Annotated in this window: 15 protein-coding genes; 5 read left to right on the top strand and 10 right to left on the bottom strand. The window is 71.8% G+C overall.

Going from position 1 to position 21,873, the window contains the following annotated elements; genetic code table 11:
* Window positions 1-113: 113 nt before the first annotated feature.
* A complete protein-coding gene (locus J2S57_RS16890) occupies window positions 114-665 on the top strand; it encodes a GNAT family N-acetyltransferase (protein WP_307243917.1) in 552 nt (183 codons plus the stop codon).
* Here J2S57_RS16890 and J2S57_RS16885 read toward each other — a convergent pair.
* Entirely contained in the window at window positions 662-2,944 is a 2,283-nt protein-coding gene (locus J2S57_RS16885; protein WP_307243916.1) for a putative bifunctional diguanylate cyclase/phosphodiesterase, read from the bottom strand. The two genes, J2S57_RS16890 and J2S57_RS16885, sit on opposite strands and share 4 nt — an antisense overlap.
* A gap of 207 nt (window positions 2,945-3,151) precedes the next feature.
* Between J2S57_RS16885 and J2S57_RS16880 the strand changes: the two genes are divergently transcribed.
* Together J2S57_RS16880 and J2S57_RS16875 are read left to right on the top strand one after the other, a co-directional pair.
* Entirely contained in the window at window positions 3,152-5,131 is a 1,980-nt protein-coding gene (locus tag J2S57_RS16880) for a pentapeptide repeat-containing protein (protein WP_307243914.1), read from the top strand.
* Entirely contained in the window at window positions 5,128-6,162 is a 1,035-nt protein-coding gene (locus tag J2S57_RS16875) for a hypothetical protein (protein ID WP_307243912.1), read from the top strand. The genes J2S57_RS16880 and J2S57_RS16875 overlap by 4 nt, the downstream gene beginning before the upstream one ends.
* Before the next feature lie 296 nt (window positions 6,163-6,458).
* Here the strand turns inward: J2S57_RS16875 and J2S57_RS16870 are convergent, their stop codons facing one another.
* The 3 genes from J2S57_RS16870 to J2S57_RS16860 form a co-directional block, all read right to left on the bottom strand.
* Window positions 6,459-6,995 (bottom strand): GAF domain-containing protein, encoded by a 537-nt coding sequence (locus J2S57_RS16870; RefSeq protein ID WP_307243910.1) that lies wholly within the window; start codon window positions 6,993-6,995, stop codon window positions 6,459-6,461.
* 97 nt (window positions 6,996-7,092) lie between these two features.
* Window positions 7,093-7,839 (bottom strand): SDR family NAD(P)-dependent oxidoreductase, encoded by a 747-nt coding sequence (locus J2S57_RS16865; RefSeq protein ID WP_307243908.1) that lies wholly within the window; start codon window positions 7,837-7,839, stop codon window positions 7,093-7,095.
* 121 nt (window positions 7,840-7,960) lie between these two features.
* Window positions 7,961-9,298, bottom strand: coding sequence for an FAD-binding oxidoreductase (locus tag J2S57_RS16860; protein ID WP_370882484.1), 1,338 nt, complete (start codon window positions 9,296-9,298; stop codon window positions 7,961-7,963).
* A gap of 249 nt (window positions 9,299-9,547) precedes the next feature.
* Between J2S57_RS16860 and J2S57_RS16855 the strand changes: the two genes are divergently transcribed.
* Entirely contained in the window at window positions 9,548-10,144 is a 597-nt protein-coding gene (locus J2S57_RS16855; protein ID WP_307243904.1) for a PH domain-containing protein, read from the top strand.
* Between the two features lie 85 nt (window positions 10,145-10,229).
* Here J2S57_RS16855 and J2S57_RS16850 read toward each other — a convergent pair whose 3' ends face one another.
* Window positions 10,230-11,381, bottom strand: a complete 1,152-nt coding sequence (locus tag J2S57_RS16850) for a GTPase family protein (RefSeq protein ID WP_307243900.1) — start codon at window positions 11,379-11,381, stop codon at window positions 10,230-10,232.
* A gap of 970 nt (window positions 11,382-12,351) precedes the next feature.
* Window positions 12,352-13,863, bottom strand: coding sequence for an MFS transporter (locus tag J2S57_RS16845; protein ID WP_307243897.1), 1,512 nt, complete (start codon window positions 13,861-13,863; stop codon window positions 12,352-12,354).
* Between the two features lie 188 nt (window positions 13,864-14,051).
* Between J2S57_RS16845 and J2S57_RS16840 the strand changes: the two genes are divergently transcribed.
* A complete protein-coding gene (locus J2S57_RS16840) occupies window positions 14,052-14,702 on the top strand; it encodes a TetR/AcrR family transcriptional regulator (protein WP_307243893.1) in 651 nt (216 codons plus the stop codon).
* On the opposite strand, the gene J2S57_RS16835 is transcribed toward J2S57_RS16840, so the two are convergent.
* From J2S57_RS16835 to J2S57_RS16820, 4 genes are all read right to left on the bottom strand, one after another.
* Window positions 14,673-15,170 carry an SPOR domain-containing protein gene (locus J2S57_RS16835; RefSeq protein WP_307243890.1) on the bottom strand — a complete coding sequence of 166 codons (498 nt, stop codon included), beginning with the start codon at window positions 15,168-15,170 and terminating at the stop codon, window positions 14,673-14,675. The two genes, J2S57_RS16840 and J2S57_RS16835, sit on opposite strands and share 30 nt — an antisense overlap.
* A gap of 102 nt (window positions 15,171-15,272) precedes the next feature.
* The gene (locus tag J2S57_RS16830; protein WP_307243888.1) at window positions 15,273-17,066 is read right to left on the bottom strand and encodes a hypothetical protein; all 1,794 of its coding nucleotides are present in this window, start codon (window positions 17,064-17,066) and stop codon (window positions 15,273-15,275) included.
* Window positions 17,063-20,527: a DUF5682 family protein gene (locus tag J2S57_RS16825; protein WP_307243886.1), complete on the bottom strand. Its 3,465-nt coding sequence runs from the start codon at window positions 20,525-20,527 to the stop codon at window positions 17,063-17,065. Before J2S57_RS16825 ends, J2S57_RS16830 begins: the two co-directional genes overlap by 4 nt.
* A 7-nt stretch (window positions 20,528-20,534) precedes the next feature.
* On the bottom strand, window positions 20,535-21,845 hold the full coding sequence (locus tag J2S57_RS16820) for an ATP-binding protein (protein ID WP_307243883.1): 1,311 nt from the start codon (window positions 21,843-21,845) through the stop codon (window positions 20,535-20,537).
* Between the last annotated feature and the right edge of the window lie 28 nt (window positions 21,846-21,873).

Below are 21,873 nucleotides of genomic sequence, written 5' to 3'. Positions count from 1 at the left end.
AAACTGCCCGCCCCGTCACCTGTCTGGCCTTCCCGCTCGTGGACCGCACCGGCACCTCGGTCATTCACTGCACAGTGTCGTGATTTTCGCGGACCAGGTTCGGAGGACATTCGGTGGAGCACTACGTGACCGGCACACTCGACGACGCCGACGGCGACCTGTGGGCGCTGTACGAGAACGCCTTCCAGGACCTGCGCAGTCAGGCCGTGCAGCGGCACCTGATGACGCAGGCGGAGTTCAAGGAGCTGTGCCTCGACCACCGCGTGGACAAGTACGTGGTGCGCGACGAGGAGAACGACCGGCTCGCGGCCCTGGCGACCCTGACCAACGACCTCGACGCGGTGCACCTGATCTCACCGGAGTACTTCGAGCGCAAGTGGCCGGAGCTCTACGCCGCGAAGCGCATCTGGTACGTGGGTTTCGTGGCCGTGGAGCCGGAGTACCAGGGCAGCGTGGCGATGAGCCGGCTGATCGAGCAGCTCTGCGAGGCCGTCAACGCCCACGACGGGGTGTTCGTGCTCGACATCTGCTCGCACCGCTCACGCCGTCTGCTGGCCGCGGGCATCGAGCGGATGGCGGCCCGGCACCTGCCCGGGCTGAAGCGGGCCCAGCTCGACGCCCAGGTCTACTGGGGCTACGAGTTCCCGGACACCGCAACCGCTTAGGCCTGGGACAGACTGTCCTTCGTCTGCGGCACCGGCGGTTTCCAGGTCGGGCTCTCCAGCAGGGTGCGCAGGTGCTTCTCGGCGAACTCGTCGTGCGGCACCGCCTTGCCCCACAGCCAGCCCTGACCGCGCGCCACGTCGAGCCCGATCAGGGCATCGCGCTGCTGCTCGGTCTCGACACCCTCGGCGATGACGCCCAGGTGCAGTGCCGTGGACATGGCGACGATGGCCCGCACGATCGCCTCGTCACCGGGATCGACACCGAGGCCGGTGACGAACGCCCGGTCCACCTTCACCGTGGTGACGGGGAACCGGCTGAGATAGCTCAGCGACGAGTAGCCGGTGCCGAAGTCGTCGACCGACAGGCCGATGCCCAGACCTCGCAGACTGCCGAGAACCTCGAGCACCTGCCGGTTGTCGCCGATCAGGATGGACTCGGTGATCTCCAGGCTGAGGCGGTCACCGCCCAGCCGGTACACCCGCAGTCCGTCGGCGATCTTGCGGCGCAGGCTGTGGTCGCGCAACTGCCGGGCCGAGGCGTTCACCGACATGTAGAAGGTCTCGGGCAGCAGGCCCTCGTCGCGCCAGAGGGCCATCTGCCGCAGCGACTCCTCGAGCACGAAGGTGCCGATCTGGTCGATCAGGCCGGTCTCCTCGGCGACCGGGATGAACTCGACCGGTGAGATCGGGCCGCGCACCGGGTGGGTCCAGCGCACCAGCGCCTCGGCGCCGACGGGGCGGCCGGTGCGGGTCTCGACGATCGGCTGGTACGAGACCCAGAGCTGACCGCGCTGCACGGCCTGGCGCAGGGCGAGCTCGATCTCGACCCGGTCGCGCACGCTCTGGCGCATGGCCGCGTCGAAAACCCGCACCCGGCCGCGGCCCTCCGCCTTGGCCCGGTTCACGGCCAGGTCGGCGTCGCGCAGCAGGGACTCGGCGCTGCGCTGGTCGGTCAGCGGGGCGATGCCGATCGAGGCGACCGCCACCAGCTCGATGCCGGGCAGCTCGACCGGCTGCGCCATCGCGGTCTGGATCTTCTCGGCGAGCGCGTCGGCGTGCACGGTCTGCCCGAAGGAGGCCACCACGAACTCGTCACCGGCGATGCGGGCGAGCATGGAGGTGCCCTCGGTCAGGTCGCGCAGCCGCTTCGACACCTCGACCAGCAGCAGGTCGCCGACCTCGTGCCCCCAGTGATCGTTGACCAGCTTGAAGCCGTCGAGGTCGAGGTAGAGCAGCCACACCCCCTCGGTGCGGCGGGAGGCCAGCATCTCCCCCACGTTCTGGGTGAGCGCGTCCCGGTTGGGCAGGCCGGTGAGGGGGTCGTGGGTGGCGCGGAAGACCAGGCCGCGCTGGATCTCGGCGTTGCTGCGCACGGCCGAGACCGCGCGGAACACCAGGGCAGCGATCAGGCCGCCGGTGGCCAGGGCGAGCGCGAGGTTGTCGTAGCTGCCGCCGTTGAGCACCAGCACGGCGACCACCGGGCTGGCGAGCGCGGGCAGGATCAGGCTGAGCCGGGCCATCGACCAGGCCTGCACCGGACGCGGCCGGATGGCACTCAGCTCGGCCATCGACGGGTGCAGGGCGCAGGCCGCGAGCATGGTGAAGCCGAGGAGGAACGGCAGGTCGAGCAGGGGTGAGCCGGTCAGGTGGCCGCGGGCGCCGATGATCGCGTAGCCGGTGTCACCGACGAACAGGCCGGCGATGGCCAGCACCAGGAAGCGGAAGCTGGCCAGGCCCGAGGCGGTGGAGAAGCCGAGATTCAGCACCAGCAGCAGGATCACGATGTCGAGCAGCGGGTACAGACCGGCCAGCACCGAGACCAGGTCGGGGCGGTTGCCGACCCGGGCGGCGGGCAGGGCGAGGAACTCGGTGGCGATCAGACCGGCGCCGAGCGCCACGATCACCCCGTCGACCACGGCGTGCCGCTGCACGCCGACGCGGCGGCGCAGCATGGTGATCAGGGCGAGGCTGGCCAGCAGATAGCCGGAGACCGCGAAGATGTCGGCGGCGAACTGGAGCACGCCGGTCTGCCCGACCGCCCAGGCGCGCACCGTCATGCCACCGCAGAAGCTGACGGTGGCCAGGATCAGCAGCACCCAGGGCAGCTTGTCGACCGGACGGTGCAGACGCAGACCGACGACCTGCGCGAGCACGGTGCCCACGCCGACGATCGCGCTGGCCGCGCTGTTCGAGGCGGGACTCAGGTTCATCGCGTAGACGATCGCGAGAACCACGCCGATCACGACGACGACGAAAGAGGCACGGCGGCCCACCAGCACCGGTGTCCTCCCAGAAGCGGTCAGTACTTGTTCTGGATCTTCGACGCGCTCCCTCCGGACCTGTAGCCCGCCCGGCCACCGGAATCTCTTCGGCGGTGACGGCATTGGCCCGTTAAGTGCCGGTACCGGGTTCTCGTGGCCAAGTAGTGCCGAGGTGTCGTGAACACATAACGCCATGAATGAAATACCCAGAGCTATAGTCGCCGCGTGTCGGAGTTCCACACCCCTTTCAGCGGCCCCGAGCCCTCCCCCCGCCGCCGCGGTCGGCGAGCGCTGCGGAATGCCGGTGAGCCGGCCGGATTCGAGGGGACTCATCCCGCCGGTGAGGAGCTCCCGTCCGACGCCGCGGCCGGCTGGCCGGCGGGCCCGGAATCAGCCGCGGCACCGTTCGGCGCGGGTTATGCGGGTTACGCGGATTCGTCTTCTGATCAGTTCTCCGGCGCTCCGGGGGGCGCCGAGGGCTCCGGGTTTGAGGGCTCCGGGTTTGAGGACGCGGGGTACGAGGCTGCGGGGTACGGGGCCACCGGGCATCCGGGTTTCGGGGCGGACGCCCGTGGGGCCGGGGGTTTCCCGGACGCGCGGTTCCCGGACGCACGGTTCCCGGACGCACGATTCGGGGACGCGCAGTTCGGGGACGCACAGTTCGGGGACGCACAGTTCGGGGACGCACAGTTCGGGGACGCACAGTTCGGGGACGCACGGTTCGCGGACGCTGGTCACCAGGGTTCGGGGTACGGCGACGACTTCGGGGATGCGGGTCTCGCGGGACGGAATGACGCGGATCCGTACGCGGTGCTCCGGAACGCCCACGGCCATCCTGGGTACAGCGATGGCGGGCACGACGGAGGACCGGACGGAGATCACGCGGCCCCGGGGTACGGAGACGACGGGTACCAGGACGAGGGCTACGACGGGTACACCGCACAACCGGTCTACGACGAACTCGAGGACGACGAGGACTACTACGCCGACCCGTCCGGCGACGCCCTGCCCGCCGACGCCCTGCCCGCCGACGAACGCGCCGCCTACCACGCCGACTTCCGTCGCACCCTGACCCGCGACCAGCACCTGGACGACGACTACACCGACTCCGCGAACTACCCCGGCCACCCCGAGTACACCGACCATCCCGGGTACACCGACGACCAGTACCCGGACACCAGGTACGCGGACCAGCCGTACACAGACCAGCCGTACTCCGACCAGCCGTTCGCGGACCAGCCGTTCGCGGACCAGCCGTTCGCGGACCAGCCGTACTCCGACCGACCTCGACCGCACACCCCCTCACCGCAGGCCGGCCGACGCAGCATCGCCCAGCAGACCTACGCGCAGCAGGGCATGAGCAGCGACGTCACGTCGTACCCGGCCGCGCGCGCGGCAGCCTCCGGCACCGACATCGGCAGCAGCACGGGCGACTACCTCGGCGACACCCCGGGCCACCCGGCCGGCGCCCCGGCGCCGGACGGCCTCGCCGCGTCCGCCGGCCGGAACGGTTCGGGGGCCTCGGGTTCCGGAGGGTCCGGCGACCCGGAGGCCGAGGAACTCGCCGCACAACTCCTGGCCGCCCTCAACGGCGGTGGTCGGGCCGGGATGCCCACGTCCACCGACGCGTCCACCCGCACCCGGGAGACGGCCGCCGGAAGCGTCGCGGACGCGTCCACCGGCCCGACCGACCGCACCGACCCCACTGACCGCGCCGACCGCGCCGACCGCGCCGACCGCGCCGACCGCGCCGACCGGGGTGAGCCGACCACCCAGCCCCGTCGCGCCCGCACCTGGACGCCCCCGGTCTGGACCCCGCCCCCGGCCGGACGCCAGACCTTCTCGGCGTCGCCGTCCGCGTTCACCGGGCCGATCCCGGCGCAGCGGCGACAGCAACGTCCGTCATCGGCGCCCCCCGCCCGACCGGCCACGCCCATCGTGCCGCCCCGCCGCGACCCGCAGCGTCGGCCCGCAGCCGCCGCGCGCGGATTCGTGCCGAGCCAGGACCGCATCGGCACCGCCCGCGAGGTGATGACCTATCTGGCGCGGCGTCCGTGGCTGCAGCTCGACGTCGTGGACATCATCCTGGGCACCCAGTTCGACCGCGACGACGTGGCCCACGCGCTGATCGTGCTGCAGCAGACCGGCCGGATCCGGAGCCACCTGCGCGGTGACCGGGTCTGCTACTCGTACGCGGTGACATGAGCGACGACCAGATGATCGGCCTGTACGTCGTGCTCGGTGCGACCGTCGTGGCCTTCGGGCTGTGTGCCTTCTGCCTGGGCCGGCTGCGGCGGGCGCAGGCGGCGGACGCCGTCGACCGCGCCATCCATCCCTACCGTCTGGCCGACCTCGATGCCGGGGCCACTCTCGCCGCCGGGCTGATCACCGAGCGCTTCGGGCGCCGGGGCCGTCGGGGGTACGCCGCCGCCGTGCTCGACCTGCTCGCCTGGATCGCCGCCGGGGCCGTGGCCACCAGCGCAGTGTTCTGGTGGCAGGACCTGGGAATCGACCGCTACGCGCCGGTGGGCTGGATGCCCTACGCCCCGGCGGCCGCCGTCGTCACCGGGTTCGCCCTGATGCTGGCCCAGCTCGTGCGCGCCCCCGAACGCCGGGCCCGCACGATGCTCGGACGCCTGGCCCGCGGGCTGCTGCCCCTGTCGTCGCGTGGATTCCTCGACCCGGACTGCGCCACCGAGTTCGACATCCTGGGCAAGGCGATCCTGGTGCGCTCGCGGGCCACCCAGCAGTCCGCGCGCGACCAGGTGGCCGAACTCGCCCACGCGCTGCTGCCGCAGATCCGGCAGATGGACGACGATCAACTGCGCCGGACCATCGGCAGCGCCGTCGCGTTCGTGCCCCGGCAGAGCGGCCAGGGCCTGGACACCGACCGGTTCGCCGAGCTGCTGGCCCTTTTCGACGCGCTGTTCGGCCGCCTGCGCGACGACACCGGGCACCAGGACATCTGGCGCATCGCGATCCTGCGTCAGCTCATCCGTTACACCGGGCCGAACGTACTGCCGGAGATCTTCGGCGACTTCCGGGTGCGGCCGGGCAGCGTGTCGGTGGAGGGGCTGAGCGTGTCGCGGGCGGCGGACGGATCGGTGCTGGACACCGCGTTCGGCCGGGGCGGCTCCGGTGCCTCCGGGACCGGCGGCCTCGGCCTGATCGTCGACCTGACGCAGGGCCAGCCCGAAAGAGCTTCCAACCCGGACGAATGGCCGAGCGGACGATAGGCGCACGAACGTCGGTGGGCGCGCGAACGGTGAGGCCGACGAGGGCCGGGAACCACGAGACGGTCAGGGTCGACGCGCGGTTCCCGGCCCTCGCCGGCGCTCGAACCTGCAGCGAAACCGGGCGGGACCAGCGGTTTTCCGAGGCTGCGGAAGTCACTGACCGACCGCTTACCAGCGGGCTCGCGACCATGTAATACCGCCGCACCGCGCCGGTCACTTCATGTGGAGACTTTATATATGCCGCCTGACAGGCTCTTAACACTCACCGGCCAGGCGGCCCGGAAACCAGCCCCGGATCAGACCTGCACGACCTTGCGTTGCTTCATCGCGGTGAGCGCGACCAGCCGCACCTCCATCAGCTGAGCCACGGTCGCGGCGAGGTCGACGAGCAGACTGATCTGCGTCGGGTCGAGCTGCGGCCGGCTCTTCTGGTCGATCACGTTGACGGTGCCGAGCGCGTGGCCCTCCACCTCGATCGGCGCCGCGGCGTAGAAGCGCAGCCCCAGGTCGCCGGTCACCAGCGGATGGTCGGCGGTGCGCGGGTCGTTCTCGGCGTCCTGCACCACGTAGGGCCCGTCGTGGTGCACGACCGACGCACACAGACCGGGCTCGGTGCCGACCTGCTTCACGCCGTCGAGCCCCTGGGTGGCAGCGAACCAGACCCGGTCTTCGTCGACGATGCTCACCGTGGCGATGGGGGTGCCGAAGATCTTGGCGGCCATCTGCGCGATGCGGTCGAACGAGCCGTCTTCCGGGGCACCGAGCTCGTCGGTGAACCGGTGCACCGCCTGGAGCCGTGCTTCGGCGTCGATCTTCGGTATGTCGGTGCTCATGGCGCTCTCCCCGAGTAGGCACGTGTCCGAATGCTGCTGCTCACCCCGTTACGCGGCGATCCTAGACCACCACGGGTGATCAGCAGGGTGCGGACAGTCAGTTCTCCTCGGGGTCGGGGCCTCTGGCCGCCCGGCCGCCGTCCACCGGCAGGACGGCCCCGGTCACGAACGACGACGCGTCGGACAGCAGGTAGGCCACGGCGTCGGCGACCTCCTCGGCCAGCCCGGCCCGGCCGAGAGGGTGCAGCTCGGCCATGACCTCCTCGGCCCCGGCCAGGAAACCCCGGTTGCGCTCGGTCTCGATCGAGCCCAGGGCCACCGCGTTGACCCGGATCCCGGCCGGGCCGTGGTCGACGGCCGCGGCCCGGGTCAGACCCTCGATCGCGGCCTTGGCCGTGGCGTAGGGCAGGGCCCCGCGCACCGGGCGCTGGGCCTGATGGCTGCTCACGTTGACGATCGAGCCCCCGCTGCCCGCGGCCAGGTAGTGCTTGACCGCCACCGCGCAGCCGGTGACCGCAGGAGCCAGGTTGCTGGTGATCAGGTCGAGAACGGTTGTCGCGTCGGCCGAGTCGAGCGACGCGTCGCGGAACAGCGCGGCGTTGTTGACCCAGCCGGTCAGCGGCGCCACCGCGGCGGCCATTTTCGCGGCCTGCTCGGCCACGTCCTCCAGCGAGGCGTCGCCCCGCACCGCCATCACCCGCTGCGCCGCCGGGTGCGTCGGCACCCAGGCCAGCGCCCGGGCGTCCAGCTCCACCGCCACCACCGCGTCGCCGTTCGCGAGCAGCCGCTCCACGATCGCCCGCCCGACCCCGCGTCCACCGCCCGTGACCACGAAACTCCGCATGGCGTCCAGTCTCGGACGGTCTGCGGCATTCCGGAAGGGAGCTCGGTCCGTGGCCCGGCCGGGCACGGCACCCCTAGGAGCCCCGGACGCCCGGGCGACCGACGCGTCCTCAATGCCCCGTCTAAATAGCCTTACCGGGGTTGAACAGCCCCAGCGGGTCGAGGGTCTGCTTCAGCGCCACCTGCATCGCCAGCACCGGCGGCGGCAGCTCGCGGTGCAGCCCCTCACGTTTCAGCAGGCCGATGCCGTGTTCACCGCTGACCGTGCCCCCGACCGCGATCGCCCGGGCCAGGATCTCCTCGAACGCCGCCTGCGCGGCCACCCGGGCGGCGTCGTCGTTCGGCGGGGTGAGGATGAGCGGGTGCAGGTTGCCGTCACCGGCGTGCGCGATGGTGGCGATGGAAACCCCGTGCCGCTCGGCGATCTCGACCACCGCCGCGAGCATGGCGGGAACCTGCGAGCGCGGCACGCAGACGTCTTCGGTGAGCACCGGGCTGAGCCGTTCCAGCGCCGGGTAGGCCAGGCGGCGGGCGGCGAAGAGGGCCTCGGCCTCCTGCTCGTCGGTGGAGACGGCGGCCCACAGGGCTCCGGCCCCCTCGAACGCCTCCGCGGTGGCGGTCGCCTCGGCCTGCCCGGACTCGCCGGGGGTGTCGATCTGGGCGAGCAGCAGGGCCTCGGCGTCGGCCTCGAGACCGAGGTGCTTCCAGTCCTCGACGGCCTGGAGGCAGGCGCGGTCGAGAAGCTCGAGGGCGGTGGGCAGGAGGCCATCTCTCGTGACGGCCGCGACCGCGTCACCGGCCTTGACCAGGCTCGGAAAGGCGCCGACGACGGTGCGTGGGGCCTCACGACGGGCGGGGCGCAGGCGCAGGGTGATCTCGGTGACGATGCCGAGGGTGCCTTCCGAACCGACGAAGAGCCCGGTCAGGTCGTAGCCGGCCACGCCCTTGGTGGTGCGGTGGCCGATGTGGGTGACGGTGCCGTACTCCCCCGCCGGACCGCCGACGACGACCTCGAGGCCGAGCACGTAGTCGCGGGTGACGCCGTACTTGAGGCAGCACAGGCCGCCCGCGTTGGTGCTGACGTTGCCGCCGATGGTCGACCAGGGCGCGCTGGCCGGGTCGGGCGGGTACCAGAGGCCGTGCCGGGCGACGGCGGCCTTGAGGTCGTCGTTCACCACCCCGGGCTGGACCACGCAGATCATGTTCTCGACGTCGATCTCGAGGATCTGGTTCATCGGCGACAGGTCGATCACCAGGCAGCCGTCGACCGCGTTGGCCCCGCCGGACAATCCGGTGCCGGCCCCGCGGGCGACGACGGGGATGCCGAGCTCGGCCGCAACCCGCACCGCGGCGCTGACCTCCTGGGTGGAGGTGGCGCGCAGGGCGGCCAGGGCCTTGCCCACCGGCGCCCATTCCGCGTCGTCGTGACTGATGCTCGCCAGCACGTCGGGGTCCACCACGAGTTTCGCGCCGGGGAGCGCCCTCTGGAGTGCGGTGAGCTGGTCGATGCTGATGGCTGCCTCCTGTGGTTCCTGGTTCGGGCGCCAGCATAGGTCGCGCTCTCAACCACATCGGGTGGGTGATGGCGGACGTGATGGTCGCGGTGCGCTGTCACGGCAGTGCTAGGAGTAATTCAGTGGGAATAAAGTGCCTTGCTTTTCCCGGGTCGATGACAGCCAATTCATCGCTGCTCGCCTAGAGTGGTCCGCATGGTGGGGCATTCAGAACGATTCGGCCCAGGAGTTCCGAAGGAACTGGACCGCTACCTCATCCCGAGCGAGCAGATCGTCTTCATGCTGCGCCGGCACTGGGTGGTGCTCGCCGAGCCGACGGCCACGGCCGTGTTCGGCCTTCTGATCCTGGCCTGGGTGAGCAACGCGGCCAGCGGGCTGTTCGTCCAGATCCTGACCGTGGTGTGGCTGCTGCTGCTCAGCCGGCTGATCCTCAAGGCCTGGGAGTGGTACGAGGAGCTGTTCCTGGCCACCGACCGCCGGCTCATGCTGGTGCACGGCATCATCACCCGGCAGGTCGACATCATGCCGATGTCCAAGGTCACCGACATGCGGTACGACCGCACCGTCACCGGCCAGATCCTCGGTTACGGCAAGTTCGTGATGGAGTCCGCCGGTCAGGACCAGGCGCTCAGCACCATCAACTACATTCCCGACTCCGATCTGCACTACCAGCAGATCTCGCAGATCATCTTCGCGCCGTCGGAGCGCAAGGTGACCACGAAGGCCACCGCGCCCGGGTCACGGGTGCCGATCACCGAGCCCGAGCAGGCCTGGTGGCGGCGTAAGGCCTGAGCTCTCTCGCCTGGCTTTCTCGCCTGGCTTTTCTGACGTGGCTTTCTCACGTGAGGACGCTGGTGGGCGTCCTCACGTGAGGGCTCTACTTGCGGTCGACGGACTTGAAGCCGCCCGGCAGCTTCTTGCGCATGTTGCCGCGGAACTCGTCGAGGAAGAGCTCGCGGATCGCGTCGCTGTCGAGCGCGCCCGAGACTCCCTGCAGCTTGCCCTGCGACAGGCGCGAGCAGACGGTGGTCCAGGCCTGGCCGACGGCCCAGGTGACGGCCGAGGCCACGGCCGCCGCGATGCCGCCGCCGATCAGCGTGCCCGCTCCCGGAACGGTCTTGATCAGGCCCGTCACCAGCGAGCGCCCGCCTGCGGTGGCCGCCGCCGTGGCGGCCAGGGCCCCCGCGGTGGAACGGTCGACGCCGACGTCGTAGATGTGCGAGATCGTCGCCATCATCGTCAGCTGGATCGGCACGAGCACCGCCGCGTCGGAGAACGGGATTGGCGTGGCCCCGGCCGCCGCGGCCGCACCGACCGCGGCCCGGATGGCCTTCTCGGCCGAGGCGCGCTTGCGGCTCAGGTCGATCTTCTGCGCAGCCACGAGCGCTTCCTGTACTCCCGCCGGGGCGACGAGAAACGTGGCATCCAGAAGCTCCTGAAGGCCGTGCGCCTCGAGCCCGGCGAAGTCGTCGGCCTTGGCGTTGGTGAGGAAGATCTGCCCGTTCACCGGCAGGTCGCGCTCGGCGATGGCGTCACGCAGGGCGATCGCGTCGGGGTGGTACTCCCCGTCGCGCATCGGCACCTGGGTGAGCACGATGAGCACCGGAAGCCCGAGCCGGTCGAGGCCGCGGATGAAGGCCTCCTCGGTGTCCTCGAAGCGCCGGTCGCCGGCCCGCACGCAGTACCAGGCCACGTGCACCTGGTCGGCCTGCGGCTGACGACGCATGTCCTTGATGTAGGTCTCGAGCTCGTCGAGGATCGTGGCGTCGTCGGTGCCGATCTCCAGGCCGCGGGTGTCGAGCACGCCGAAGTGCCCGTCGGCATGCAGGTAGAGATGACTGCCCTGGGTCACCGGCTGACCGATGCCCGTCTCCGCCACGTCCTCGCCGAAGATGGCGTTGACCAGCGTGCTCTTGCCCACGCCGGTCTTGCCGAAGATGGCCAGGTTGAACCGGCCGATCTCGCGGGCCTTGTCGTCGAAGGTCTCGCCGAACTGTTTGCTGAACCAGTCCCGGGGTGCGGGTGCCATGCCGTGATCCTCCCACCCGTGCCGCTTGCCGCCTTTTGACGGGCGCACACGTTCCAGACGCCTCAACCGGCCGTTACGTTCCGGGCCTGATGGGAGGCCGGTCCCCGGCGCGCGTCTCTTCCGCGACCCGGGGCCCGAATCACCGCTGGCTCAACGCCCGCCGCTGAGTCGAAGCCCGGTACGGGGCACGCCTGTTCACCGACCGGGCCGGGAGGGCAGGGGGTTTTGTTTCTGATTTGCCCGGTCGTCACATAAGGAAAGTGGACCTGAACCTTGTCGATCGTCCGGAAGTTTTGGCGACCGTATTCCCCACCCCATGTGAGCGGCAGCGGCAGCGGCCAGCCGGAGCGAGAATGCATCAACGACGTGGTTGCCGCAGCATTCGCCGCCACATCGCCACGGCCGCAGCCCGCCACGCCAGGCCGCCCGTCCGCCGTCAGCCCCACACGGCCGCACCCCGCCACGCCGGGCCGCCCTCATCCGCCGTCAGCCCCACACGGCTGCACCCCGCCACGCCGGGCCGCCTTCGTCCGCCGTCAGCCCCACACGGCCGTACGCGCCCCATGCAGCTGGCCGACGACCCCCAAACCCAGGACGTCCCTGGCCGCGATACGCGACCAGGGACGTCCGCCCGGACCACCACGCCTGAGGCGACCAGGTCCGTACCGTTCTGCGCTCTCTGGCTCTCCGGCCCTCTGGCTCTCCGGCCCTCTGGCTCTCTGGCTCTCCGGCTCTCCGGCCCTCAGGCCCTCAGGCCCTCCGGCCCTCAGGCCCTCCGGCCCTCAGGCCCTCTGCCCTCAGGCCCTCAGGCCCTCTGCCCTCAGGCCCTCAGGCCCTCAGGCGCTCAGGCGCTCAGGCGCTCAGGGCCTCAGGTGTCCCCGCCGGGCCACGGTGTCGTAGCCGAGAGCAACGGGGCCGCGGGCCGGCCACGGTGTCGCGACCAGGCAAGCGTGTCGCCGGAGCGCTTACCTCAGTGCATGATCACCGGCTCCGCGTCTGACGCCCCGGCGCCGGGCCCGGTCGTCGCCGTCACCTGCACGGTCTCGGTGCGCGAGCGGTAGAGCAGCGCCGCGAGCACCGCACCGGCCACGAAGAACCCGCCGACCCAGGCGTACGCCGTGCTGTAGCTCTGGATCTGGGCCTGGGCCAGCACCTCCTGGGTGGCCGGCTGGTGCGACGCCAGGTAGGAGGTGGCGGCCGACGCGGCCAGCGTGTTGATCAACGCCGTGCCCAGCGAACCGCCCACCTGCTGGCCGGTGTTCACCAGCGCCGAGGCCACACCGGCGAAGCGCGGGTCGACGTTGAGCGTGGCGGTCTGGATGGCCGCGGGCATCATCTGGCCGAAGCCCATGCCCATCAGCACCAGTGGGAACAGGATGCCCGGGAAGTAGGCACTGTTCAGGTCGAGCGCGGTGAGCCAGAACGCACCGACGGCGGCGAAGACCATGCCCGACGGCACCATGACGCGCGGGCCGAACCGCGGCAGCAGGAAGTTGCTCGAGATCTGCGCCGTGAACACCAGCGCCACGATCATCGGCAGGAACGACAGGCCCGTCTTGATCGGCGAGTACCCCAGCGTGATCTGCAGGTAGTAGGTGAGGAACAGGAAGATGCCGAACATGCCGATGCCGGCCAGCAGCACCGAGAGGTAGGAGGCGGAGCGGTTGCGGTCGAGCACGATCGACAGCGGCATCAGCGGGTGCTCGGCGCGGGTCTGCCACCACACGAACGCGGTGCCCAGCACGACCGAGCCGATCAGCATCCCGATGGTCAGGCCGTTGCCCCAGCCGTCGGTCTCGGCGTGCGAGAAGCCGTAGACCAGGCCGAAGAGCGCGGCGGAGACCAGCACGGTGCCGGGTACATCGAGCTTCGGGCGTGGGCCAGAGCGCTGCACGTGGGGCAGGAAGAAGAGCGCGCCGACCACCGCGATGACGGCGATGAAGCAGTTGACGTACAGATTCCAGCGCCAGTCGAGGTTCTCGGTGAGCACGCCGCCGAGGAGCAGGCCGATGGCGCCGCCCATACCGGCGATGGCACCGAAGATGCCGAAGGCCCGGCGCCGCTCGACCGGGTCGACGAAGGTGGTGGCCAGCACGGCCAGGGCGGTGGGCGCGAGCAGCGCCCCGAAGACACCCTGCAGCGCCCGCGCAGCGACCAGAAGACCGAACGACGGCGCGGCACCCCCCAGGGCCGAGGCCACGGCGAAGCCGATCAGCGCGGTGATGAAGGTGCGGCGGCGCCCGATCAGGTCGGACAGCCGGCCGCCGAGCAGCAGCAGGCTGCCGAAGGCGAGGGAGTAGGCGGTGACGATCCACTGACGGTCGCCGTCGGAGAACCCGAGGTCGGCCTGCGCGGAGGGCAGCGCGATGTTCACGACGGTCGTGTCCAGCACGACCATCAGCTGGGCCAGCGCGACTGTCGTCAGCGTCAGCCAGCGGGCTGAGGATGCCGTCGTCGAGGCGGCCGAAGTGGACTGGGACATAGCCGGAACCATATACGAGACTCAGCAGTTCCGAAACCATCGAGTTCCGGGAATCCGCCGTTCCGGTACGTGTGAGTTCCGCAACCTGGGCGTTCCGGAACACCGCGGGTACGATTTGGAACCGGGCGTCGTTGTCCTGAGCGGGGCGGCGACCGCCCGACCGACGACGAGACAGAGGTGCCACAGCCATGACCACCGAGACCGCGAAGACAGCCGAACCGGCGCGGCTCGGGCGCAAGCGAGACCACTCCCGCGACCCGGAGATTCTCGACGCCGCACTCGACGTGCTGGCCGAGGTGGGTTACGAGTCGATGACCGTCGACATGGTCGCCACCCGGGCCAAGGCCGGCAAGGCCACGCTCTACCGCCGCTGGTCGTCCAAGGCCGACCTGGTGGTCGACGCGATCGCCTGCCTGAAACGCCCGGTCACGCCCGACGGCGGCCCCTACGTGCCGCCCGACACCGGCACGCTGCGCGGCGACCTGGTGGCCATGGTCAAGCCCAAGGTGGTCAGCGACAGCAACCGCCACCTGAAGATCATGCTCGGCGTCACGTCGATGCTGTCCAGCGAGCCGCAGCTGCTCGAGACGCTCACCGAGATCATGATCAAGCCGCGCATCGAGTCGTACCGCGTAGTCATGCAGCGGGCGATCGACCGCTGCGAGGTGCGCCCCGACATCGACATCGAGCTGCTGTCGTCCCTCGGCCCGGCGATGGCGATGTACCGCTCGCTCTACGAGCGCCAGGCCCCCTCACGCGAGTCGATCATCAACCTCATCGACACGGTGATCCTGCCCGCCGTGGGGCTCTCAGCGCCGCCGCAGGGTGCGCACGAGTGAGCCCTCGATCTGCCGGGTGACGGCCTCGGCCTGGGCCTTGCCGGCGGTGCTGTTCTCGAACGGGCCGACGAACACCACGTACCAGCCCTTGTTCATCGGCTCGTAGAAGTCCGACCGCAGCACCCCGGCGTTGAACTTCGCCATGATCAGTTTCTGTGCCTCGGCCTGGGCCTGCGCCTGGGTCGGGCGGCTGGACACCTGCACCACCACGAACGGCGCGTCCATCGCCGGGCTGGGCGAGGCGGCCCAGTCGGTGCGCGGGTCACCCACCCCCACCGCGGCCATCGACGAGTGGGCGACCGAGGCCACCACGATCACGACCGTCGTGAGCACGACCGCGAGGATCGGCCAGAAGATGTCGATACCCGGGGTCTGCAACGACCAGCGCGACAGCAGACCGGTTTCCGGCTCCTCGGAGATCTCCTCCGGCGCGGGTTCCTCCGCCAGGTCGCTGCTCAGCTCGGTCACGATGCCCGCAGTCTAGGGGCAACACCGGCCATCAGCGCCGGATCTCGCCGGTTCACCGACCCATCACCCGCACAGGCCACACCTTTCACGGGCGGTCAGTATTCAGACCGGTGCCGTGAGCAGCTCTCGCTGATAGGTGCCCGCCGACAGCCAGGCCCGGGCCAGATCGCCCCCGCCGTCGCCGGTGAGCCGGCCGAACACGTCCCGCCCGGCCGGCTGGGCGGCGTCGAGCAGCCGCTCCAGCAGCACCGCCGCGGTGCCCAGCTGGTCACGGCGCAGCGCGGCCGCCTCGGTACGGACCTCCTGGGGCACCCCCGGCACCGACAGCGTGCGCCGGCCGCCCGAGACCACCCGTTCCAGCCGCCGCCGGTAGGCCAGGAGCGGATCGATCACATCACCGGCCGGCGGGAAGGGTGGCGGCGGCCCGGACGGACGCAGGAAACGCACCGACAGCCGGTCGAACCCGAGATCGGCGTGCCCGCCCATCGCCGCGGGAAGGCGCAGGTCACCACCACCGATCGCGAGCAGCTCGAGCGTGCCCGGCACCCCCAGGAAACGCGCGGCCCCGTTCTCGTCGGGCAGCGGACGGGCGATCGCCAGCACCCGCAGCCCGGGTTTCTCAGCCAGCAGACGCAGGTTGTCGCGATGAATCTGCCGATGGTCGCCCGGCGGCACCACCAGTCTCACGCCCTCCCCCTCGTCGTCGACGGCCAGCACCGCGTCGCGTTCGGCCCCGCACACGGTGAGCGTCAGCAGTTTCGGGTGGCGCCCCACCACATCGCGCTGAGGCCTGCCGAGCGGGCCGAAGCGGCTCAGGAGCTGCGGTTCCGTCCACCCCACACCGGCGGCACGCACCGCCTGCACCCCCTTACCCGCGCCCAGTCGCCCCTCCGGATTGGCCGTGGCCGCCGACATGATCATGCCCGCCCGGGCCAGGTCACGATGCGACAGACCGGTCTCCCCGACCGCCACCGGCCCTCCCGCCGACGACGGAACCCGTTCCGGACCACCGGGTTTGACATCCGACACCGACCACAACCGCCCCTCGGCGTCGGTCAGCCAGACCACCACCCCGGCGTAACCCGCCGCACTGATCACCGGTTCCAGACAGAGCCCCGCCAGCCGTAGCCCGCCGACGTCGCTGTAGACCGTGCGCGCCGTGCCCCTCCAGCGCGCCGGATCGCCCGTGCCGCTGACGATCGCGTGCGCCACCGACAGCACCTCCAGCACGTCGGACACCAGCGCCGGCAGCGAGAACGAGACGTCGTCACCTCGCGCCGCGCGCACGGCGGTCACCACCCGGGTGGTCGCGGCCGCGAGCCGGTGCAGTGCACGCAACCGGGCCTGGTGCACGCCCGCCAGCAGCTGCCCCTGCAAGGCCGCGCCCGCACCCGCCAGGCCGGCTTCGAGCAGCTGGCCCACGGCGTTCCAGATCATCCGGGCAGCCGCGCGTTCAGCGGGTTTCCAGGTCTCGGCCGTGCTTTCGACGGTGGACGCGGCGGCACCCGCCGCCTCCGTCTCGCCTTCGGGGGGTGTCGGCTCTGCGGACCCCGTGCGGGTCACCTCAGGTGACCCGGACTCCTCCGGGAGATCCTCCGGTTCGGTGACCGGCGCGTCCGCCATCGGCCCCTCGGCAACCGGCGCGACACTGAGAACCGCGGCGCGATGCAGACAGGCCGGTGCGAGAAGGCAGTCGCAGAGCACGTTCTCAGCCTGGAGCAGCACACCGGCGTCGGGCCGCAACGTCACCCGGGCGGCGCCGATGACCACCGTGCCGTCGGTGAACGTCCAGTCTGCGGCACCGGAAACCGCCGCGTCGAGCCGCTTCTGGAGCCGCGCGGGCAACGCCGCGATCGTCTCGGCGACCAGCCGGGGATCAGCCGGAGGAAGACTCATCGCACCTGCTCCCCCACCCAGCGCGCCAGCTCCAGCGGACTCAGCGCGGCGACCGGCATCCCGGCGCCGACCAGCTGCCCCGCCACGGACACGCTGTAGCGCGCGGCGCCGGACTCGTCGAGACCCGCGCACCCGAGAACGCGCACCCCCGCGTCCACCAGCATGCGCACCTGAGCCAGCAGCGGGCCGATCGAACCGCCCTCCTCGAAGTCGCTCACCACCACGACCATCGTGCGGCTCGGCACGGTGACCAGCTCGCGGGCCGCGGCCAGACCGGTCGCGATCGAGGTGCCCCCACCGACCGAGACCTCCAGCAGCAGCGACAGCGGATCGCTGACCACGCCGGTGAAATCGATGACCTCGGTGGAGAAGGCGAGCAGATGGGTGGTCAGCGCGGGCACGCCGGAGAGCACGGCCGCGGTGATGGCCGACCAGACCGTGGACGCCTCCATCGACCCGGACACGTCGACCAGCAGGATGATGCGCCAGTCGGTGGTGCGTTTGCTGCGGGTCTTGAACACGGGGTGCTCGGGGATGACGGTGGCGGTGCCGTCGGGGCGGTAGCGGGCGGTCTTGAGGTTGGCCCGGATGGTGCGGTGCAGGTCGATCGGGCCGCCCGCCCGGCGCGTCGGGCGGGACGAGGTCAGGCCGGTGAGCGCGGGGGTCAGCGTGCGCGAGAGTTCTTGCGTCAGATCGGAGACCACCTTGGCCACCAGCGGGCGCAACCGCGCCACCGTGCGCTCGGGCAGCGCGCCCGCCAGCGACAGCACACTGGTGAGCAGTTCCACCGACGGACGCGCGGACGCCGGGTCGATCGCGAGGGCGGCGTCGACACGCCCACCGGCGGCCGCCGCGGCCAGCACCTCCTCGCGAACGGTGGCGCCGAAGAGCTGGGTGAGGTCTTCGGACCACTCACGCACGCCCGGGTACCCCGGGCCGTCACCGGCACCACTGCCCTGCAAGTCGCTGCCTGCCCCCTCGCCCCGGCCCTGCCCGTAGAGCTCGTCGAGCGCCTGACCGTAACGCTTCGCCTGGCCCCGCAACTCACCCTTCTGCCCGAGCACGAGACGCCAGCGGTCGGCCGGGGCGAGCGCCACCGCCGAGGCCAGACCGCGTTCGCGCAGCGCCTCGAGGGCGTGCGCGTCGGCCTGCGCCCAGCGCCCGAGCAGCACCGGATCGGTGGTCATGACCAGGTCGAGCCGGTCGTCGAGCCGGGACTCCACCGCCGCCAGCAGACGGGCCCGCGCGGCCGGGGTGAGCACGTCGAAACCTCCCCGCACGGCGGGCAGCCGGCGCAGGAACAGGTCATCGGGCATCACCTCGAGCCGGGCCAGCAGCGGGTCGAGCACATCACCCCCGGCCTCCAGCAGCGGACCGGCCACGATCAGCAGACCGGAGAGCCGGGCCGTGAGCTCGAGCGGCGCGTCCAGGTCGAGCCAGGCCGCGGCCCGGTCGCCGAGGTCGGCGGCGTCGTCGAGCCCGAGCAGCACCCGCACCGCCGCCCCGGCGCCCCGCATCAGCGGACTGCCCTCGTGCGTCAGGCGTTTCAGCGCGGCGTCGAGCCGCAGGCCGGTGCCGAGCCGGTCGTGCCGCACCACCAGGGCCAGCAGCGCGCGGGCGTCGGCCGGGTCGGTGGAACCGGCCAGCCCGTCGACCTGCCGGATCGCGGCCGAGTGCACCTCGTCGATCACCAGGCCGAGATCGGGCAGCGGATGGCCCACCAGGCCGGGCACGGTGTCCTGCTCGAGGCGGCTCAGCAGGTCGAGGCCGATCAGCAGCTCGGGCAGCGTGGCGGTGGCGGGCAGCACCCGCACCGTGTCGTCGAGACGCTCGGCGGTCAGCCCGGGCAGGCCGCACTCGGCCGCGGACAGCAGCCCCTCGAGCACCTGGGACGCCGTGCTGCCGCCCTCGGCGCGTTCGCGCTCCCGCTGCCGGCGCAGGGTGCCGTCGGACGCCTGCTCGAGCGTCACGCCCAGCAGACCGGCGATCTCGGTGAGCGCGGCCGTGGACGGCGTCCACTCGGCGAGCCACAGCGTGGTGAGGGCGGCCGCCGCCCCCACGCCCTGCACCTCGCCGGGCAGCGCGAAGTAGATGCCGCAGGCCTGGGTGCGCTGCAGGGTGATCTCGCGGCGCCGGTCGAGCGGGCTGCGCAACGGGTCGAGCCGGAGCTCTTTCCGTTGCGGTGCCTCGGGATTCGGGAGCTTCAGTTCTTTCAGCAGGGCCTCGAGCGAAGGCCCCAGCCCGGACCGCGGAGTGCCCGGGGCCAGGCGACCGCGCCGCTCACCGACCAGCACCCGCTCCATCGCCCGGGCCACCACCCGGCCGCGCCCCAGCGTCTCGCCCTGGGTCAGGACCGTGCTCAGCGCCTCGACGATCTCGCTGCGCCCGGGCGCCGGGAGCCCGCGCAGCCGGGCCAGGTCCTCGGTCAGGCGCACCACCTCGCGGGCCTCCCCGGGCCCGGCCGGGTGCCCGCCCTCGCGGATCTGGGCGCAGACCTCCACGGCCACCCGTGACGCCGCCGCGGACACCTTCGCCGGATCTCCGCCCGCCCTCACCGTCTCGGCCTGCCAGCGGGGGTCGCGGATGCCCGCGGGGTAGCCGGAACGACTGTCCAGCAACGGGTCTGCGTACGGGATCAGGCTCGTGGTCACCTCGGCGACCGGACGCGGGGCCTCGAGTTCGGCGGTCTGGCTGGCCGGGTCGACGTTCTCGGCGCTCACGAGGGCGGGGGCGTGAAAGGCCCCGACCAGGAGGGCGACGCGGTGATCGGGGTGCCGCCGCCGGTGGTCGGCGACGACGGCCCGCATCTGGGCCTCGCGCCGCAGGTCGACGGAGGCCACACGACCGTCGACCGCCTCGTCGGCGCGCAGGGCCCAGCCGACGGCCAGGGCCGCGCGGCGAACCTGCTCGGGCGTGGCGCCGGGGGCCGGGGCCTCGACGACGCGGTCCCACAGGTCGTCGCCGTCGCGGCCGGTCTGGGAACGACGCAGGGCCTGGGCGAACGGCTCTCGCGCCCCGGAGCCGGTTTCCGAGTGGTCACCGGACGGCGCCTCGTGCACCGCGCTCTTCTTGCCGCGCCCCTTCGCCCGGCTACGCCCGCCCCAGCCCTCGTCACCCAGCGGCAGGTCGCACGCCACCACCGGCACCCCGCGCGCCACCGCCCACCGGATCGCCACCAGCTCGGGCGAGAAATCGGCGAACGGGTAGAACGGCAGCGGTTCTCCCGACCCGGCCAGCGCGACCGGGGCCATCGTGTCCGGGTGCCCCAGCCACGTCGTCCATCGTTCGAACTGGGGTGGCATCTCGATCAGCACCGACTGCGGCCGCAGTTCGTCGAGCAGCGCCGGGATCACCGCGGACAGCGCCGGCGAATGGTGCCGCACCCCGATGAGATACGGCTGTGCCGCCACCATTTCGCCGACCGCGGCCTGCGGGTCGGGCAGCTTCTTCCGGGCCGCCATCAGGAGGTCACGTCTCGAGCCGGTCGCGCAGTTCCCACACCTGACGCCAGAGGCGGCCACCGCGCTCGGCCCGGCGGCGCACCGCGCCGTCCCAGTAGCCCAGCAGCCGCGCGGCGTCGGCCGGGTCGTCTTTGCGCACCACGCCGAGCAGATGCCCGGGCAGCAGCGACAGCGGGTCCCGCCCGGTCGGGAAGTACGCCGAGGCCAGCCCCAGCGCCGCCGCCACCGAGACCGCCTCGGCCGTGCTCATCACCGTGGACGGGCGCTCCACCTCCCAGCCCTCGACGGTGCTGCCGTTGCGCAGGTCGCGGAAGGCCGTGACCAGTACCTCGAGCACCGAGTCGTCGACCGCGAAGGGTGCCTGCACCCGCTCGAGCACGGCCGTGGCCTGCCGCCGCACCAGGGCGGTCTCCAGCTCGATGTCGGCGATCGGGTGCACCTGCTCGAAGTTGAACCGCCGCTTCAGCGCGGCCGACATCTCCGAGACCCCGCGGTCACGCAGGTTCGCCGTCGCGATCAGGCAGAAGCCCGGCGCGGCGTGCACGGCCGAGTCGGCGCCCGGGAGCTCGGGCACCGCGATGCGACGGTCGGACAGGATGCTGACCAGCGAGTCCTGTACCTCGGGCAGGCAGCGCGTGACCTCTTCGACCCGGGCCACGGCCCCCGCCGACATGGCGGTCATCACCGGCGAGGGCACCAGCGCGGACCGGCTCGGCCCCTGTGCCAGCAGCGCCGCGTAGTTCCAGCCGTAGCGGAGCTGGTCTTCGGTGGTGCCGGCCGTGCCCTGCACGACCAGGCCGCTCGTGCCGCACACGGCGGCCGAGAGCAGCTCCGACAGCATCGATTTGGCGGTTCCGGGCTCACCGACCAGCAGCAGCCCGCGCTCACCGGCCAGGGTGACCACGCACCGTTCGACCAGGGCCCGCTCACCGACGAACTTCTCCGAGATCGTCATCCGCCGCGGCACGCCCTCGCGCTCACGGCCGGCGGGCAGCGACAGCGGCCGCTCACTACCGACCACGAACGTCACCACCGCCCGCGGTGTCAGATGCCAGCCGGGTGGGCGGGCGCCGTCGTCGAAGGCGGCGAGGAACTCCAGCTCGGCGGCGTAGCGATCTTCCGGCGGGTCGACCTGCCGAGAGCCCGGGGCCGGTGCCGATCCGTCCGGCCCCGAGCTGCCCGGCCCCGAGCTGCCCGGCCCCGAGTTGCCCGGCCCCGAGTTGCCCGGCCCCGAGTTGCCCGGCCCAGAGCTGCCCGGCCCGGCGGCCCCCGAACCCGAGGAGGGCCCCGAACCGCCCGGCGTCACCGTCGCGCTCACTGTCCTGCTCCCGTCACGCTCGTCAGTC

Source organism: Kineosporia succinea (assembly GCF_030811555.1).
Taxonomy (GTDB): Bacteria; Actinomycetota; Actinomycetes; order Actinomycetales; family Kineosporiaceae; genus Kineosporia; species Kineosporia succinea.
The sequence above is the reverse complement of the archived record's forward strand: the minus strand, read 5'-3'. Positions and strand labels throughout refer to the sequence as shown.

What these genes read in the sequence shown, in the direction of transcription:
- J2S57_RS16825 (WP_307243886.1), bottom strand. Translation starts at nt 20,527, where the DNA reads ATGGCGGCCCGGAAGAAGCTGCCCGACCCGCAGGCCGCGGTCGGCGAA.
- J2S57_RS16850 (WP_307243900.1), bottom strand. Translation starts at nt 11,381, where the DNA reads ATGGCACCCGCACCCCGGGACTGGTTCAGCAAACAGTTCGGCGAGACC.
- J2S57_RS16845 (WP_307243897.1), bottom strand. Translation starts at nt 13,863, where the DNA reads ATGTCCCAGTCCACTTCGGCCGCCTCGACGACGGCATCCTCAGCCCGC.
- J2S57_RS16840 (WP_307243893.1), top strand. Translation starts at nt 14,052, where the DNA reads ATGACCACCGAGACCGCGAAGACAGCCGAACCGGCGCGGCTCGGGCGC.
- J2S57_RS16875 (WP_307243912.1), top strand. Translation starts at nt 5,128, where the DNA reads ATGAGCGACGACCAGATGATCGGCCTGTACGTCGTGCTCGGTGCGACC.
- J2S57_RS16865 (WP_307243908.1), bottom strand. Translation starts at nt 7,839, where the DNA reads ATGCGGAGTTTCGTGGTCACGGGCGGTGGACGCGGGGTCGGGCGGGCG.
- J2S57_RS16855 (WP_307243904.1), top strand. Translation starts at nt 9,548, where the DNA reads ATGGTGGGGCATTCAGAACGATTCGGCCCAGGAGTTCCGAAGGAACTG.
- J2S57_RS16830 (WP_307243888.1), bottom strand. Translation starts at nt 17,066, where the DNA reads ATGAGTCTTCCTCCGGCTGATCCCCGGCTGGTCGCCGAGACGATCGCG.
- J2S57_RS16870 (WP_307243910.1), bottom strand. Translation starts at nt 6,995, where the DNA reads ATGAGCACCGACATACCGAAGATCGACGCCGAAGCACGGCTCCAGGCG.